The 15818-nt window shown below is 67.2% G+C and carries 14 protein-coding genes and 2 tRNA genes (1 of these 16 cut by a window edge); 5 read left to right on the top strand and 11 right to left on the bottom strand.

Annotated features, from left to right (window positions below):
- Nucleotides 1-211 precede the first annotated feature (211 nt).
- The 8 genes from rseP to rpsB form a co-directional block, all read right to left on the bottom strand.
- The gene (gene rseP, locus JC881_RS20740) at nucleotides 212-1582 is read right to left on the bottom strand and encodes an RIP metalloprotease RseP (protein ID WP_198787577.1); all 1371 of its coding nucleotides are present in this window, start codon (nucleotides 1580-1582) and stop codon (nucleotides 212-214) included.
- A 24-nt stretch (nucleotides 1583-1606) separates the two neighbouring features.
- Nucleotides 1607-2794, bottom strand: coding sequence for a 1-deoxy-D-xylulose-5-phosphate reductoisomerase (gene ispC, locus JC881_RS20735; RefSeq protein ID WP_198787576.1), 1188 nt, complete (start codon nucleotides 2792-2794; stop codon nucleotides 1607-1609).
- Nucleotides 2791-3636 (bottom strand): phosphatidate cytidylyltransferase, encoded by an 846-nt coding sequence (locus JC881_RS20730; protein ID WP_198787575.1) that lies wholly within the window; start codon nucleotides 3634-3636, stop codon nucleotides 2791-2793. The genes ispC and JC881_RS20730 overlap by 4 nt, the downstream gene beginning before the upstream one ends.
- 19 nt (nucleotides 3637-3655) lie before the next feature.
- Nucleotides 3656-4384: a polyprenyl diphosphate synthase gene (uppS, locus tag JC881_RS20725; protein WP_198787574.1), complete on the bottom strand. Its 729-nt coding sequence runs from the start codon at nucleotides 4382-4384 to the stop codon at nucleotides 3656-3658.
- 8 nt (nucleotides 4385-4392) lie between these two features.
- A complete protein-coding gene (gene frr / locus JC881_RS20720; protein ID WP_198787573.1) occupies nucleotides 4393-4953 on the bottom strand; it encodes a ribosome recycling factor in 561 nt (186 codons plus the stop codon).
- A gap of 11 nt (nucleotides 4954-4964) precedes the next feature.
- A complete protein-coding gene (pyrH, locus tag JC881_RS20715) occupies nucleotides 4965-5687 on the bottom strand; it encodes a UMP kinase (RefSeq protein ID WP_093433099.1) in 723 nt (240 codons plus the stop codon).
- A 97-nt stretch (nucleotides 5688-5784) separates the two neighbouring features.
- A complete protein-coding gene (gene tsf / locus JC881_RS20710; RefSeq protein WP_198787572.1) occupies nucleotides 5785-6708 on the bottom strand; it encodes a translation elongation factor Ts in 924 nt (307 codons plus the stop codon).
- Between the two features lie 81 nt (nucleotides 6709-6789).
- Nucleotides 6790-7548, bottom strand: a complete 759-nt coding sequence (rpsB, locus tag JC881_RS20705; RefSeq protein ID WP_198787571.1) for a 30S ribosomal protein S2 — start codon at nucleotides 7546-7548, stop codon at nucleotides 6790-6792.
- A gap of 215 nt (nucleotides 7549-7763) precedes the next feature.
- On the opposite strand from rpsB, the gene JC881_RS20700 reads away from it, so the two are divergent.
- Nucleotides 7764-9089 (top strand): amidase, encoded by a 1326-nt coding sequence (locus tag JC881_RS20700; protein WP_198787570.1) that lies wholly within the window; start codon nucleotides 7764-7766, stop codon nucleotides 9087-9089.
- A gap of 77 nt (nucleotides 9090-9166) precedes the next feature.
- Nucleotides 9167-10420, top strand: coding sequence for a D-amino acid dehydrogenase (locus JC881_RS20695; RefSeq protein ID WP_198787569.1), 1254 nt, complete (start codon nucleotides 9167-9169; stop codon nucleotides 10418-10420).
- Here the strand turns inward: JC881_RS20695 and JC881_RS20690 are convergent.
- On the bottom strand, nucleotides 10410-10838 hold the full coding sequence (locus JC881_RS20690) for a hypothetical protein (protein ID WP_198787568.1): 429 nt from the start codon (nucleotides 10836-10838) through the stop codon (nucleotides 10410-10412). The two genes, JC881_RS20695 and JC881_RS20690, sit on opposite strands and share 11 nt — an antisense overlap.
- Nucleotides 10839-10868: 30 nt before the next feature.
- On the opposite strand from JC881_RS20690, the gene JC881_RS20685 reads away from it, so the two are divergent.
- Complete coding sequence (locus tag JC881_RS20685) at nucleotides 10869-12329, top strand: NAD(P)H-hydrate dehydratase (protein WP_198787567.1); 1461 nt, start codon at nucleotides 10869-10871, stop codon at nucleotides 12327-12329.
- 15 nt (nucleotides 12330-12344) lie between these two features.
- On the opposite strand, the gene JC881_RS20680 is transcribed toward JC881_RS20685, so the two are convergent.
- Nucleotides 12345-13112 (bottom strand): SDR family oxidoreductase, encoded by a 768-nt coding sequence (locus JC881_RS20680; protein WP_198787566.1) that lies wholly within the window; start codon nucleotides 13110-13112, stop codon nucleotides 12345-12347.
- Between the two features lie 49 nt (nucleotides 13113-13161).
- The gene (gene rnr / locus JC881_RS20675) at nucleotides 13162-15432 is read right to left on the bottom strand and encodes a ribonuclease R (protein WP_233101925.1); all 2271 of its coding nucleotides are present in this window, start codon (nucleotides 15430-15432) and stop codon (nucleotides 13162-13164) included.
- A gap of 81 nt (nucleotides 15433-15513) precedes the next feature.
- Here rnr and JC881_RS20670 point away from each other — a divergent pair.
- Together JC881_RS20670 and JC881_RS20665 are read left to right on the top strand one after the other, a co-directional pair.
- Nucleotides 15514-15598: transfer RNA gene (locus JC881_RS20670), tRNA-Leu, on the top strand.
- Nucleotides 15599-15762: 164 nt separating this feature from the next.
- Nucleotides 15763-15818 (top strand) — tRNA-Leu (locus JC881_RS20665) (it continues 129 nt past the right edge of the window).

The raw sequence follows: 15818 nt of genomic DNA, 5'->3' as shown, positions 1-15818 counted from the left end.
CGCGCACTGGCAGCGACGCGAAGATCGTGCCGGCCTCGACGCGTTGCAAGCCTTCGACGCGAATGTCGCGCACCGTGAAAGGCTCGACGGCCCAGGCTGCCGTGGCTGCAAGTGCGCTGGCGACCACCGCGACAACGCTACGCAGGCGAAAGCGATTGGAGTTTTTGTTCATCTGAGAATTGAGCCGGCACGGAAAGGGCCGGGCAGAAAGTTAACCAAAGAGCCGCGTGACGTCGTTGAAGAGTGCGACCGACATCATGACCAGCAACAAGGCGACACCGCCGCGCTGAAGCCGTTCCATCCAGGCGTCAGAGACGCTTTTGCCGGTCAGGCCCTCCCAAAGATAATACATCAGGTGTCCCCCATCGAGGACCGGCAGCGGCATGAGATTGAGCACGCCCAGGCTCACGCTGATGACCGCCAGGAAGATCAGGTACTGGGTCAGGCCGAGGCTCGCGGACTTGCCCGCGTAGTCGGCAATGGTCAGCGGGCCGCTCAGGTTCTTGAGCGAGGCCTGTCCGGTCACCATCTTGACCATCATGCGGACGGTCAATGCGGACATCTCCCATGTGCGCACCACGCCGCGCCAGACGCCGTCGACCGGGCCCTGGCGCACCGTCACCATGTCGGGCGGCGCGCCGACGTAGGCGCCGATGCGGCCGACCTTCGCGGCGCCCTCCTCGCGCACCTCGGGCTTCACCTGGAGCGTGAGCGGCTGGCCGTCGCGCTGGATTTGCCAGGCCTGGGTGCGCGGCTGGCCGCCGTCTACCGACGCGCGGATCACCTCGCGCAGTTGCTGTCCGTCGTAGATGGCCGTGTCGCCGATGGCGCGCACCAGGTCGCCCTTGCGCAGGCCCGCTTGCTCGCCGGCGCTGCCGGCCATGACGTCGCCGATTTCCGGCCGTGTCAGGGGGGCGAGGATGCCGATCTTGCGGAACATCTGCGGATCGGCGTCTTTGGCCTCCATCCGGCTCAATGGCAGCACGAGCTGGCGCGCGGGCTTGCCGTCTTCGCCGGCCACTTCGAGCGTCAGATCGCGGGCGTCGAGGGCGCCCTGCGTCATGCGCCAGCGCAGGTCCTCGAAGGACTGGACCGGCGTCAGATCGCCGTCGAAGCCGGCGCGCGTGATGTGCTCACCGCCGCGCAGGCCCGCAGCCTCGGCCAGCGAAGCCGCCACCGGCTGCGCGAGCCTTGCGACCGGCTCTTGCACGCCGATCCAGTTGACGGCCGTGTAGAGCACGATCGCCAGCAGCAGGTTGGCGATAGGGCCCGCCGCCACGATGGCAGCGCGCGAACGCAGGGGCTGGGTGTTGAAGGCCCGATGCCGCTCCTCGGGCGCCACCGGCCCCTCGCGCTCGTCGAGCATCTTGACGTAGCCGCCCAGCGGGAAGGCTGCGATGACGAATTCGGTCTGCTGCCCCGGGTGCTGGCGCTTGGGCTGCCAGCGGAACAGCGCCTTGCCGAACCCGACCGAGAAGCGCTCCACCTTGACGCCGCACGCGACGGCCACGCGGTAGTGACCGTATTCGTGCACCGCGATCAGGACGCCGAGTGCAACCACGAAGGCTATGACAGTGAGCATCGGATCCTCTGCGAATGGGGAAAGTCAGGCCGCGAAACGCAGCGCCGCGGCATTGGCGGCCGCCCGGGCGCTGGCATCGAGCGCCAGCAGGTCGGCCAGCGATGCCGGCTTGGAGGGGGCGACGGTTTCCAAAGTTTCCATGTTGACCGCATGAATGCGGTCGAAACGCAGGCGCCGGTCCAGAAAAGCCTCCACAGCGACCTCGTTGGCCGCATTGAGCACCGCCGTCGTGCCCGGTGCGGCGCGCAACGCATGCCACGCAAGACCCAGGCCGGGGAAGAGCGCCGCGTCGGGCGCATCGAAGGTCAGCGACGCCATCTGGCGGAAATCCAGCCGCGCCGCCCCGCTCTCGATGCGCTCGGGCCAGGCCAGGCCGACCGCGATCGGCACCCGCATGTCGGGCGTGCCGAGCTGCGCGATGACCGAGGCGTCGGTGAATTGCACCATCGAATGCACCACGCTCTGCGGATGGATGACGACCTCGATCTGCTCGGGCGAGACGCCGAACAGGTGGCGCGCCTCGATCACCTCGAGCGCCTTGTTCATCATCGTGGCCGAGTCGACCGAGATCTTGCGGCCCATGACCCAGTTCGGATGGGCGCAGGCCTGCTCGGGCGTCACGGCGCCCAGCGAGCCGGGCGAACGGGTGAGGAACGGGCCGCCTGAAGCGGTCAGGATGATCTTGTCGATGCGCCGCGCCCAGGTGGACGGGTCTTCGGGCAGCGACTGGAAGATGGCCGAATGCTCGCTGTCGATCGGCAGCAGCGTGGCGCCGCCCTCTCGCACCGTGCGCATGAACAGCTCGCCGCCGACCACCAGGGCTTCCTTGTTGGCCAGCAGAAGGCGCTTGCCAGCGCGCGCCGCGGCCAGGCACGGCGCGAGGCCCGCAGCGCCGACGATGGCGGCCATGACGGCATCCACGTCGTCGTGCGAAGCTATGTTTTCAATAGCATCCGGCCCCATCAGCACGCGTGTCTTCAGACCGCTTTGCTTGAGCTTCTCGGCCAGCATTTCGGCGTGCGGCGCGCTCGCCATCACGGCGAATTGCGGAGAAAACTGCGCGCACTGCGCAAGCATTTCGTCCACCTTGGTGGCGGCGGACAGCGCAAACACCTCGAAGCGCTCGGGGTGCCGCGCAATGACATCGAGCGTGCTGACGCCGACCGATCCGGTCGAGCCCAGCACCGTGACGCGTTGTTTGGGAGTGTTCACAGGAAGGCCAGCATCATGGCAATGGGAAGTGCCGGCAAGAGGGCATCCACGCGGTCGAGCACGCCGCCGTGGCCGGGGAGCAGCCGGCTGCTGTCCTTGGCGCCGGCGCTGCGCTTGATCAGCGATTCGACCAGGTCGCCCACCACGCTCATCGCGGCAAGGAACACCGCGCCGATCAGCAGCAGCCACCAGCCGCGTTCGTTCAGGCGGGTGTAGAGGCTGGGCACCGTCGCGCCGAAGTAGCGGTCGGCCCAGACCCAGGCGAAGGCCAGCACGACGACGCCGATCATTCCGCCCCACACGCCTTCCCAGCTTTTGCCCGGGCTGATGGCCGGGGCCAGCTTGCCGCGCGTGAACTTCAGGCCGAAGGCGCGGCCCGCGAAATAGGCGAACACGTCCGCCACCCAGACCAGCACCAGGATCGACAGCAGGAAGTTGATGCCGACCATGCGGGCCTGCACCGCGGCCAGCCACGCGACCCACAGCGCCAGCAGGCCGCCGACCAGGCGCAGCCCGCGCGGAATGCGGGGCCAGCCCGGCACCGCCACGCGCAGCAGCGCCGCGCCGCCGAGCACCCAGGCCGCGCTGGCCAGGGTCCACATGAGGACCAGCGGCTGCTCCAGCAGCCCCAGCCACCACGAAAGCCCGCAGAGCACCACCATCTCGGCGCCGAGGAACAGCGACATGCCCTGCCCGTAGCCGTTCAGGCGCCCCCACTCCCACGCGGCCGCGCCGATCAGCACCAGCATCACGCAGGCGAAGGGAATGTAGTGTCGATAGAACAGCGCTGGCAGCAGGATCGCGAGCAGCACGATCGCCGTGAGGATGCGTTGTTTGAGCATGCGGGAGGTTGTAAGGTCTTCAGGCCGCAGCCGTCGAGACCTGTGCCGAGGTTTGGCCGAAGCGGCGCTCGCGGCTCTGGAACGCGGCGATGGCCTCGTCCAGCGCGGCCTCGTCGAACTCGGGCCAGAGCTTGTCGCTGAAGAAGAGCTCGGCGTAGGCGCTTTGCCAGAGCAGGAAATTCGACAGCCGCTGCTCGCCGCCGGTGCGGATGAACAGGTCGGGGTCGGGCACGTGGGCCAGCGCCATCGCGCGGTCCATGTTCATCTCGGTCATCGGAAGGCCCTGCGCGGCCAGCTTGGCCGCGGCCTGCGCGATGTCCCAGCGTCCACCGTAGTTGAAGCAGATGTTGAGCACGAGCCGCGTGTTGTGCGCCGTGCTCGCCTCCGCTTCGACCAGCGCGGCCACCATCTTGGCGGAAAGGCCCGCGCGCTCGCCGACGAAATGCAGCCGCACGCCGTCGCGGCTCAGGCGCGGCACCTCGCGCGCGAGTGCGCCCACCATCAGTTCCATCAGCCCGGAGACTTCTTCGGGGGGACGGTTCCAGTTCTCCGAGGAAAACGCGAACACGGTGAGCACGCCCACGCCGCGATCGGCGCAGGCCTTGACGCAGCGCCGCAGCGATTCCACGCCCTGCTTGTGCCCCGCCACGCGGGGCATGAACCGCCGCGTCGCCCAGCGGCCGTTGCCGTCCATGACGATGGCAACGTGGTGGGGAATGCGCGGCGGCGACGGCGGCGAAGAGGCCATGACGGGCCTCAAACGGCCATGATCTCCGCTTCTTTCGCCGCGACCAGGCGGTCGATTTCCGCGATATGGCGGTCGGTGACCTTCTGGATGTCGGCCTCGGCGCGCTTCTGGTCGTCCTCGGACGCCAGCTTGTCCTTCACCAGCTTCTTGACCGCTTCGTTCGCGTCGCGGCGCAGGTTGCGCGTCGCGACCTTGGCGGTTTCGCCTTCGTTGCGGACCAGCTTGGTCATTTCCTTGCGGCGCTCTTCGCTCATGGCGGGCAGCGGCACGCGGATCAGGTCGCCCATCGACGCCGGATTCAGGCCCAAGTCGCTTTCGCGGATGGCCTTCTCGATCTTGGCGCCCATGCCCTTTTCCCAGGGCTGGACGCTGATGGTGCGCGAGTCGAGCACCGACACGTTGGCCACCTGGCTGAGCGGCACTTGCGAGCCGTAGTACTCGACGTGGATCGAGTCGAGCAGCGCCGAGTTGGCGCGGCCGGTACGGATCTTGGTGAGGTTGTTCTGGAATGCGGCGAGCGACTGATTCATCTTCGCGTCGGTCGCACTGCGGATGTCTGCAATGGTCATCTCAAATACTCCTAGGCATGCACCAGCGTGCCCTCGTCCTCGCCCATCACGACGCGCTTGAACGCGCCGTTCTTGAGGATCGAGAACACCTTGATCGGCAGCTTCTGGTCGCGGCACAGCGCAAAGGCCGTGGCGTCCATGATGCCGAGATTCTTTGCGATCGCCTCGTCGAAACTGAGCGAGACGTAGCGCGTTGCGTCGGGGTTGGTCTTGGGGTCGGCGGAATAGACGCCATCCACCTTGGTCGCCTTGAGCACCAGCTCGGCGCCGATTTCGGCACCGCGCAGCGCGGCGGCCGTGTCGGTGGTGAAGAACGGATTGCCGGTACCGGCTGCAAACACCACGACCTTGCCCTCTTCGAGGTACTGCAGGGCCTTGGGGCGCACATAGGGCTCCACGACCTGCTCGATCGCGATGGCGGACATCACGCGGGCGATGAGGCCCTGCTTGTCCATCGCATCGGCCAGCGCCAGCGAGTTCATGACGGTGGCCAGCATGCCCATGTAGTCGGCGGTAGCGCGATCCATGCCGACCGAGCCGCCGGCCACGCCGCGGAAGATGTTGCCCCCGCCGATCACGACCGCCACCTGGACGCCCATGTTCACCACCTCGGCCACTTCCTGGACCATGCGAACGATGGTCGCGCGGTTGATGCCGAAGGCGTCATCGCCCATCAATGCCTCTCCCGACAGCTTCAACAAGATTCGCTTGTGGGCTGGGCGGGCATCAGACATGGGCAATTTCCTTTGGGGTTGGCGGTGACGAGTGTAAAACGTAGCGATGAAAAAACGACGGCACGCGAGCACGCGCCGTCGTTGGAAGCCTTATGGCTTAAGCAGCGGCCTTGGCTGCTGCAACTTGCGCGGCCACTTCGGCTGCGAAGTCGTCGACCTTCTTCTCGATGCCTTCGCCGACCACGTACAGGGTGAAGCCCTTGATCGACGTGCTGACGGCCTTGAGCATCTGCTCGACGGTCTGCTTGTCGTTCTTCACGAACGGCTGGTTGTGCAGCGAGACTTCCTTCAGGTACTTCTGCACGCCGCCTTCGATGCGCTTGGCAACGATGTCGGCCGGCTGCGGCTTCTTGCCTTCGGCTTCGGCCGTCTTGCGGTCTTCTTCCGCCTTGCCGGCGGCAACGGCGCGCTCTTTTTCGATCAGGTCGGCAGGAACGTCCGACGCCTGGATGGCGACCGGCTTCATGGCGGCGATGTGCATCGCGACGTCCTTGGCCGACGTGTCGTCGCCCTCGAACTCGACCATCACGCCGATGCGCGTGCCGTGCAGGTACGAAGCCAGCCTGCCGTTGCCCGCGAAGTGCTTGAAGCGGCGAAAGCTCATGTTCTCGCCGATCTTGCCGATCAGGCCCTTGCGCACGTCCTCGAGCGTGGGGCCGAAGCCGTCCTGCTCGTAGGGCAGCGCGCCCAGCGCGGCGATGTCCGCGGGGTTGTTCTTGGCGACCAGCATCGCAGCGGCGTTGGCCAGGGCCAGGAAGCTGTCGTTCTTGGTGACGAAGTCGGTTTCGCAGTTGATCTCGATCATGCCGCCGGCAGCGCCGTCGACGAAAGCCGTGACCACGCCTTCGGCGGTGATGCGGCCCGATGCCTTGCCAGCCTTGTTGCCGAGCTTGATGCGCAGCAGCTCTTCGGCCTTTTCCATGTTGCCGTCGGCCTCGGTCAGGGCCTTCTTGCATTCCATCATCGGCGCGTCGGTCTTTGCGCGCAGTTCGCCGACCATGCTTGCGGTGATTGCAGCCATTTGTGTATCTCCGTAAATCCAAAAATCAGGTTAAAAAAAAGGGGCACCAAAGCCCCTTCTTCAGGCTCGCGAGAGAACCGATCAGGCCGAAGCGCTTTCTTCGACTTCGACGAATTCGTCGCTGTTGCTGCCTTCGGCGATGGCCTTGACCACGTCACCGGTGGCGCTGTTGCGGCCTTCGATGATCGCGTCGGCGATGCCGCGTGCATACAGCGTGACGGCCTTGGACGAGTCGTCGTTGCCGGGGATCACGTAGTCGATGCCTTCGGGCGAGTGGTTGGAGTCCACCACGCCGATCAGCGGAATACCGAGCTTCTTGGCTTCGGCCACGGCGATCTTGTGGAAGCCCACGTCGATCACGAAGATGGCGTCGGGCAGCGCGGTCATGTCCTGGATGCCGCCGATGTCCTTCTCGAGCTTCTCGATTTCACGCGAGAAGGTGAGTTGCTCTTTCTTGCTCAGGCTGTCGAGGCCGGCTTCTTGCTGGGCCTTCATGTCCTTCAGACGCTTGATCGAGGTCTTGACGGTCTTGAAGTTGGTCAGCATGCCGCCGAGCCAGCGGGTGTCCACGAAAGGCACGCCGGCACGGCGGGCTTCTGCCGCAACGATTTCACGGGCCTGGCGCTTCGTGCCGACCATCAGGATCGTGCCGCGGTTGGCCGTGAGTTGCTTGGCGTACTTCATCGCGTCCTGGAACATCGGGAGCGACTTTTCCAGGTTGATGATGTGAATCTTGTTGCGATGGCCGAAGATGAACGGAGCCATCTTGGGGTTCCAGAAGCGGGTTTGGTGACCGAAATGGACACCGGCTTCCAGCATTTCGCGCATGGTGGTAGACATTAGAAATTACTCCAAAGGTTGGGTCTAAAATCCAGCCCGTTTTGCGCTCCTTTCGAATGGAGTCACAACACCTTGATTGGGCCGGTTTGCGGATGTGTTTGGCTGGATGCAACGGGAGCCGTCGCTCGACCAGCGAAACCCAAAGAGTATAGCACGGCCGCAGCCCCTCTTTCCCTCTTGAACCGAGCCGCTCGCGGCGCCCCCGCAGCCACCCCATGAACGACCTTCACGCCGCCCGTCTCACCCTTCAGGCAGGTGGCTCCGATGAACGCACCGAAATGGAGCGCGCCATCGAAATCTCGCAGTCCCCGGCCTGCGCCCACGTTTTCACCCGCACGATGTTCGACGAGGCCCGCCAGAGCGCCGCCGAAGCGAATCCCGCAAGCAGGCTCGCCGGCCTCGCCTTCACTTCCAAGGACCTGTTCGACATCGCTGGCCAGCCGACGCCCGCGGGGTCCGTCGTCCTGTCCCACGCACCGGCCGCCAAGGCCGACGCCATCGCGGTGGCGCGACTGCGCGCCGCAGGCGGCGTGCCCACGGGCCGCACGAACATGAGCGAATTCGCCTTCTCGGGCGTGGGCACCAATCCGCACCACGGGACGCCGGCCAACGTGAGCGACAAGGCCACGCCGCGCATCCCGGGCGGCTCATCCTCCGGGGCGGCGATCTCGGTGGCCAGCGGCGCCGCCTTCATCGGCCTGGGCTCCGACACCGGCGGCTCGATCCGCATCCCGGCCGCGCTGAACGGCATCGTCGGCTTCAAGAGCACCGCTCGCCTGGTGCCGGCCGAAGGCGCGCTGCCGCTGTCGACCACCCTCGATACCGTCTGCGCCATGACGCGCTCGGTGCGCGATGCAATCACCGCGCACGAAATCCTCGCGGCGCGCCGTGTGACGGCCGGTACGGCCTCGCTCGCCGCCTACAAGCTGGCGGTCGTGAAGAACGTGTTCTTCGACGGCATCGAGCCGGCCGTGGCCACCGCCTTCGACCGCACGCTGAAAACGCTTCGCGCCGCAGGCGCCCGCATCGAGGAAATCGACCTGCCCGAGCTGGCCGACCTGCAGTCCATCAACGCCACCGGCGGCTTCTCCGCGGCCGAGTCGCACGCTTGGCACCGCCTGCTGCTGGAGCGCAGCGGCGCGGGCTACGACCCGCGCGTGGCCCAGCGCATCCTGCGCGGCGCCACCATGAAGGCGCATGAGTACATCGATCTCATCAACGCCCGGCGCGCCTGGATCGCCCGCGTCGAGACGGTGCTGGCGCCCTTCGACGCCGTGCTCTCGCCGACCGTGCCGCTCACTGCGCCGTCCATCGCCAGCGTGGCGCCGGGGACCGAACGCGACGATGAATTCTTCCGCGTCAATGCACTGCTGCTGCGCAATCCGTCGATCGTCAACATGCTCGACGGCTGCGCCATTTCGTTGCCCTGCCACGCCGCCGGCGAATTGCCGGTCGGCCTGATGCTGTGGCACGCCGCGCTGCATGATGACGCCGTGCTCGCCATCGCCCTGCAGGCGGAGCGGGCGCTGCAGAACCAATAGCCAATGACGCCAATGAGCCAATAGCTGTCCGCGCCTTTTCACAGGCGTCAGCCGTCTCCTTTACCTCTGAACAATCAATGAAAATCGCGATCGTGGGCGCCGGCATCATCGGCGTCACCACCGCCTGGGAACTGGTCTCCGACGGCCATGAAGTGACCGTGTTCGAACGCCGCGGCGCCGCGGCAGAAGAAGCCAGCTTCGCCAATGCCGGCGTCGTCGCGCCGGGCTACGTCACGCCGTGGGCCGCGCCGGGCATGCGCATGAAAGTGTTGCGCTCGCTGCTCTCCTCGCACGGCGCCGTCAAGCTGCGCTGGCCGCTCGGCGCCCGCGACCTGGGCTGGATGTCGCGCTGGCAGAAGGCCTGCAAGCTCGAGACTTACCTGGCCAACCGCGCCCGCATGCAGCGCCTGGCCTTCTACAGCCGCACCCGGCTGCACGAGGTGAGCGAGGCGCGCGAGCTCAGCTATGAGCGCAGCGATGGCTACCTCGTGCTGCTGCGCTCCAAGCGCGATAAAAAGCTGATCCAGCCCGGCCTCGAAGTGCTGCGCACGGCCGGCAGCGTGTTCCGCGAAGTCGATGCCGACGAGGCCCGCAGGATCGAGCCCGCGCTCAACGCCGACACGCCGCTCGCGGGCGCCATCCACCTGCCGGAAGACGAAGTGGCCAACTGCCGCCAGTTCGCGCTGCTGCTCAAGTGGGAGGCCGAGGCGCACGGCGCGCAGTTTCATTTCAACTGCGACATCGCGCCGCTCAGCCGCGCGGCGCCCACCTCGCTGTCGCTCGCCAGCGGCTCGGAGGCGCTGCGCTTCGACGCGGTGATCGTGTGCGCCGGCCTGGCCTCGGCGACGCTGCTGCGGCCGCTGGGCCTGCGGATTCCGCTCGCGCCGGTCTACGGCCACTCGGTCAGCGCGCCGGTGCGCGAGCCGCTCAATGCGCCGCGCAGCGCGGTGATGGACGAGCGCTACAAGGTCGCCATCTCGCGCCTGGGCCAGCGCGTGCGCGTGGCGGGCAGCGCCGAGATCGGCGGCTCGCTCGAGACGATGAATCCGGCCGCGATCCAGACGCTCTACAAGGTGCTGCACGACTGGTTCCCGGGCGCGGTGACGCTGCAATCGGGCGTGCAGCAATGGAAAGGCGCGCGGCCGATGCTTCCCGACGGCCCGCCGGTGCTGGGCGCCAGCGGCATTCCCGGCGTGTGGCTCAACCTGGGGCACGGCTCGAGCGGCTGGGCGCTGTCGTGCGGCAGCGCGCGCGTGCTGGGCGACCTGATCGGCGGACGCGATCCGGGCGTCGATCTGGAAGGCCTGGGCGTCGAGCGCCTCAGTCTCTAGGACCCCACCGCCGAAGCATCTCTGCGCTCGGCGGCTTCTCGGTCGGGAGCTCGGGTACCGCCGGTGGCCTGAGCTTCTGGGCGCCCCACGCCAACAGCGCGGGCGCCACGAGCGCAAAGAAAACAAGGCACAGCAGACCGGCGCCGATCATCAGCCAACGCTGCGTGGAGGAAAGGCCCTCGACCGGCAGGTCGAACCAGCGGATCACGCCGACGCCATAGGCCAAGCCTGCGACCCAAGCCACGTCGCGCAGTGGCACCCAGCGCTTCACTTCAGCCAACAGGAACGTGCCCCACACGAGGCCCAGCAAACCGAGCGACCACGCCAGGCCGGCGATCCACGCCATCGTCGCGGCCAGGAAAAAGACGATTCCCGCCAGCAGCAGGACGAGCAGCCAGCCAAGGCTCTTGAGCTTCATCCGTCGATCATAGGGCGGCAAAATGCCTCGATGCACCGCATCACCTCCGCCACCGTCGCCGACCTGTTCGACATCGCGGCCACGCGCCGCATCGAGCAGGCCGCTGCCGCCGCCCTGCCCGCCCACACGCTGATGCAACGCGCCGGCCTCGCCGTGGCGCGGCTCGCGATGGTGATCGCGCCGCATGCGCGCACGGTCTGGATCGCCTGCGGACCGGGCAACAACGGCGGCGACGGCTTCGAAGCCGCGGCGCAGTTGCAGCACCGGGGCTTCATGCCGATCGTCACCTTCGTGGGCGACGAGAGCCGGCTGCCGCCCGATGCCAAGGCATCGCTGCAGCGTGCCCGCGATGCCAGCGTCATCTTTGCGCAGAAGCCGCCTGCCGAATACGAACTGGCGATCGATGCGCTGCTGGGCATCGGATCGACCCGGCCGCCCGAGGGCGTCATGGCCGAGTGGCTGCGCGAGATGGATGCAAAGGGCCAGCCGGTGCTTAGCGTCGATGTGCCGTCCGGACTGAACGCGGACACGGGCGTGCTGTCCGGCAGCACCGGCACCCATGCAGACACGGCTCGTTTCTGCGTGACCTTCCTGACCCTGAAGCCCGGCCTCTTCACGGCACACGGCCGCGATGCCGCAGGCGCGGTGTGGTTCGACGACCTGGGTTGCGGCGACACCGCCGAGCCGCCGACCGCACAACTCGCAGGCGCGCCCAAGGCGCAGGCCCGCACCCACGCATCGCACAAGGGCAGCTACGGCGATGTCGCGGTGATCGGCGGGGCGTCGGGCATGGCGGGCGCCGCGTTGCTGGCCGGATCGGCTGCGCTGCATGCGGGCGCCGGCCGGGTGTTCGTCGGATTGCTCGACCCCAGCGCCGCGCCGGTCGACACGGCGCAACCCGAGCTGATGCTGCGCGACGCCAACGCGCTCGACCTCTCGGGCATGACCGCGGTCTGCGGCTGCGGTGGCGGCACGGACGTTCGCTCGGTGCTGCCGCGGGTGCTGGCGACGGTGGCTTCGCTGGTGCTCGATGCGGATGCGCTCAACGCCGTCGCGACCGACAGCGCCTTGCAGACGCAACTGGCATCGCGCGCCCGGCGCGGGCGGCCGACCGTGATCACGCCCCATCCACTGGAAGCGGCGCGCCTTCTCGGCTGCACGGCTGGCGACGTTCAGGCGGATCGATTGGCGGCAGCCCGCCAGCTCGCGTCGCGCTTTGGCGTGGTCGCCGTGCTCAAGGGATCGGGCACGGTGATCGCCGACGACAGCGGCGCGCCCGCGGTGCTCAACCTGACAGGCAACGCCCGGCTCGCAACGGCCGGGACCGGCGATGTGCTCGCCGGCATGATCGGCGCCGCGCTCGCAGCGCAGCAACCGGCATTCCAGGCAGCCTGCGAAGCCGTCTGGCGGCACGGCCGCATCGCCGACAGCTGGCCGGCCGATGCGGCCCCGCTCACGGCGGGCACGCTGGCGCGCCGGGCGCCCGTCTGACCGCTTCCCAGCTTCCTAGCCGCGCCCGACGAAGGGCATCTTCGTCGCCATGATGGTGTGGAACAGCACGTTGGCTTCCAGCGGCAGGTTCGCCATGTAGAGCACCGACTGGCCCACGATCTTGACGTCGATCAGCGGCTCGATCGCGAGTTCGCCGTTCGCCTGCGGCACGCCCTTGGCCATGCGCGCGGCCAGCTCGGTCATCGCGTTGCCCACGTCGACCTGGCCCACGGCGATGTCGTACTTGCGGCCATCGAGCGAGGCGGTCTTGGTCAGGCCTTCCACCGCATGCTTGGTCGCCGTGTACGCGATCGAATTCGGACGCGGCGCGGTGGCCGAGATGGAGCCGTTGTTGATGATGCGGCCGCCCATCGGCACCTGCGCCTTCATCGTGCGGAACGCCTGCTGGATGCAGAAGAACATGCCGGTGAGGTTGATGTCGACCACGCCCTGCCACTGCGCGGGCGTCCAGTCCTCGAACGGGCCGGGCGGGTTGCCCACGCCGGCATTGTTGAACAGCAGGTCGACGCGGCCGTAGCGCTCCACGGTGGCGGCGAACAGCGCCTGCACCGATTCGGCATTCGACACATCGGTCGGCACCGCGAGCGCGCGCGCACCGGCGCCCGACTCCTCGGCCACCTGCTCCAGCGGCTCCAGGCGACGGCCCGCGAGGACCACGCTCCAGCCATCGCCCAGCAGTGCCAACGCGGCGGCCCGGCCGATGCCGGAACCCGCGCCCGTGACGATCGCGATGCGGCCCTTGTTGTTGCTTTCAACGCTCATGCTCAATGTCTCCTTCTCGGCTTGTCTGTCGTATCGGTTTTCGTGGGGCTCATCCGCGGCGGGGCTTGCGCCCCTTCATCTTGTTGGCGGCCTTCTTGACCGCCGACTTGAAGGCCTGCATCGCCGACTGCGGCCCGGCGGCAACGGCCGCCGTGCTGCGCTCCGCCCGCTGGTCGCTGCTGGCCGCCTCGGCCTTGTGGCGCGAGCCACGCTTGGCCGACGCCTTCACCGGCACGCCGCCGGATCCGGCACCCTTGTCCTTCATGGCGCGCGCCGTCAGGTCTTCGCCTTCGCGCACAAGGCGGAAGTCGATCTTGCGGCCGTCCAGGTCGACGCGGCTCACCTGCACGCGCACCCGCGTGCCGATGGCGTAGCGGATGCCGGTGCGCTCGCCGCGCAGCTCCTGGCGCATCTCGTCGAACTTGAAGTATTCGCCGCCGAGCTCGGTGATGTGCACCAGGCCCTCGACGTACATCGCGTCGAGCGTGACGAAGATGCCGAAGGTCGTGGCCGCGGTGACCACGCCGCCGTACTCCTCGCCCAGGTGCTCGCGCATGTACTTGCACTTGAGCCAGGCCTCGACGTCGCGGCTGGCTTCATCGGCGCGGCGTTCGTTGGCGCTGCAATGCAGGCCCGCGGCTTCCCAGGCCAGCACTTCCTTGGTGGGCGCGATCGTCGCCTTCTGCGGCTTGGTCGTCGGCGCCTTCACGCGCGAAGCGAGCCGCTTGGCCAGCTTGGCGTGCGCCTCGCCTGGGGTCGGCAGCATCGGCAGCTGGTAGCGCGTCTTCGTGAGGATCGCCTTGATCACGCGGTGCACCAGAAGGTCGGGGTAGCGACGGATCGGGCTCGTGAAATGCGTGTACGCCTCGTAGGCCAGGCCGAAGTGGCCGCTGTTGAACGGCGTGTAGATCGCCTGCTGCATCGAGCGCAGCAGCATGGTGTGGATCTGCTGCGCGTCGGGCCGCTCCTTGGTGGCTTCGGCGATCGCCTGGAACTCGCCGGGCTTCGGGTCGTCGGTGATGGTGAGGCCCACGCCCATGGCCTTGAGGTAGCCGCGGAGGATCTCCTTCTTCTCCGGCGTCGGGCCTTCGTGCACGCGGAACAGGCCCGGGTGCTTGCCTTCGGCGATGAAGTCGGCGCTGCAGACGTTGGCTGCGAGCATCGCTTCTTCGATGAGGCGGTGCGCTTCGTTGCGCGTGCGCGGCACGATCTTCTCGATGCGACCGGCGTCGTCGCAGATGATCTGCGTCTCGGTGGTTTCGAAGTCGACCGCGCCGCGCTTGCCGCGCTGCTTGAGCAACGCCTTGTAGACGTCGGCCAGGTTCAGCAGGTCCTTGACGCGGTCCTTGCGCTTCGCGGCTTCCGGGCCACGCGTGTTGCCAAGGATCGCCGCCACTTCGGTGTACGTGAAGCGCGCATGGCTGAACATCACGGCCGGGTAGAACTGGTACGCGTAGATCTCGCCGTCGGCGGCCACGAGCATGTCGCACACCATGCACAGGCGCTCGACCTCGGGGTTCAGCGAGCACAGGCCGTTGGAGAGCTTCTCGGGCAGCATCGGGATGACGCGGCGCGGAAAGTAGACGCTGGTGGCGCGGTCGTAGGCGTCGATGTCGATCGCCGAGCCGGTCTGCACATAGGCGCTGACGTCGGCGATCGCGACCAGCAATCGCCAGCCCTTGCCGCGGCCCACCTTGGCGGGCTCGCAGTACACGGCGTCGTCGAAGTCGCGGGCGTCTTCGCCGTCGATGGTGACGAGCGGGATGTCGGTGAGGTCCACGCGCCCCTTCTTGTCGGCGGGGCGGACCTTCTCGGGCAGCGCCTTGGCTTCGACCAGGCATTCAGCGGAAAACTCGTGCGGCACGCCGTACTTGCGCACGGCGATTTCGATTTCCATGCCGGGGTCGTCGATCTCGCCCAGCACTTCTCTCACGCGTCCCACGGGTTGGCCGAACAGGGCCGGCGGCTCGGTGAGTTGCACCACAACCACCTGGCCCACCTTGGCGGGACCGGTCGCGCCCTTGGGGATCAGGACGTCCTGCCCATAGCGCTTGTCTTCAGGGGCTACGAGCCAGATGCCGCCCTCGTGCAACAGGCGGCCGATGATCGGCTGCTCGGGGCGCTCGACGATCTCGACCACGCGTCCCTCGGGACGGCCGCGGCGGTCTTGCCGCACGACGCGCGCCTTGACGCGGTCCTTGTGCAGCACCGCGCGCATCTCGTTCGGGGGCAGGTAGATGTCCGCCTCGCCGTCATCGCGTTGCACGAAGCCGTGACCGTCGCGATGTCCTTGAACAGTGCCTTCGAATTCGTCCAGCAAGCCGCTGGAATTGACATTATTTTTGATATGATCTCCTTCTTTCCTGAAATTCAAAACGTACTTGCTTTTGCAGGTATGTGGGCCCAGATGGCGGAATTGGTAGACGCACTAGTTTCAGGTACTAGCGAGTAACATCGTGGAGGTTCGAGTCCTCTTCTGGGCACCAAGTTTAAACAGACCCCTACCGGGTCCTTCGATTCAAGCCACCGGCCTCCGGTGGCTTTTTTCTTGCCCGCTCGAATTCGAGCCGGCACCAAACAACCCACGAATTCCTTCGCCGCGGCGAAATCGCTGCGTTCGATTTGGTATACTCGTAGGCTTTCCTGAAATGCCCAGATGGCGGAATTGGTAGACGCACTAGTTTCAGGTACTAGCGAGTAACATCG

This window comes from Variovorax sp. IB41 (assembly GCF_016405905.1).
GTDB lineage: Bacteria > Pseudomonadota > Gammaproteobacteria > Burkholderiales > Burkholderiaceae_C > Variovorax.
This window is presented reverse-complemented; position numbering and strand designations above follow the sequence as displayed.

Excerpts from the sequence above, each read along its gene's own strand:
- rseP (WP_198787577.1), bottom strand. The coding sequence starts at position 1,582 with ATGCTCACTGTCATAGCCTTCGTGGTTGCACTCGGCGTCCTGATCGCG.
- JC881_RS20730 (WP_198787575.1), bottom strand. The coding sequence starts at position 3,636 with ATGCTCAAACAACGCATCCTCACGGCGATCGTGCTGCTCGCGATCCTG.
- uppS (WP_198787574.1), bottom strand. The coding sequence starts at position 4,384 with ATGGCCTCTTCGCCGCCGTCGCCGCCGCGCATTCCCCACCACGTTGCC.
- frr (WP_198787573.1), bottom strand. The coding sequence starts at position 4,953 with ATGACCATTGCAGACATCCGCAGTGCGACCGACGCGAAGATGAATCAG.
- pyrH (WP_093433099.1), bottom strand. The coding sequence starts at position 5,687 with ATGTCTGATGCCCGCCCAGCCCACAAGCGAATCTTGTTGAAGCTGTCG.
- tsf (WP_198787572.1), bottom strand. The coding sequence starts at position 6,708 with ATGGCTGCAATCACCGCAAGCATGGTCGGCGAACTGCGCGCAAAGACC.
- rpsB (WP_198787571.1), bottom strand. The coding sequence starts at position 7,548 with ATGTCTACCACCATGCGCGAAATGCTGGAAGCCGGTGTCCATTTCGGT.
- JC881_RS20700 (WP_198787570.1), top strand. The coding sequence starts at position 7,764 with ATGAACGACCTTCACGCCGCCCGTCTCACCCTTCAGGCAGGTGGCTCC.
- JC881_RS20695 (WP_198787569.1), top strand. The coding sequence starts at position 9,167 with ATGAAAATCGCGATCGTGGGCGCCGGCATCATCGGCGTCACCACCGCC.
- JC881_RS20690 (WP_198787568.1), bottom strand. The coding sequence starts at position 10,838 with ATGAAGCTCAAGAGCCTTGGCTGGCTGCTCGTCCTGCTGCTGGCGGGA.
- JC881_RS20685 (WP_198787567.1), top strand. The coding sequence starts at position 10,869 with ATGCACCGCATCACCTCCGCCACCGTCGCCGACCTGTTCGACATCGCG.
- JC881_RS20680 (WP_198787566.1), bottom strand. The coding sequence starts at position 13,112 with ATGAGCGTTGAAAGCAACAACAAGGGCCGCATCGCGATCGTCACGGGC.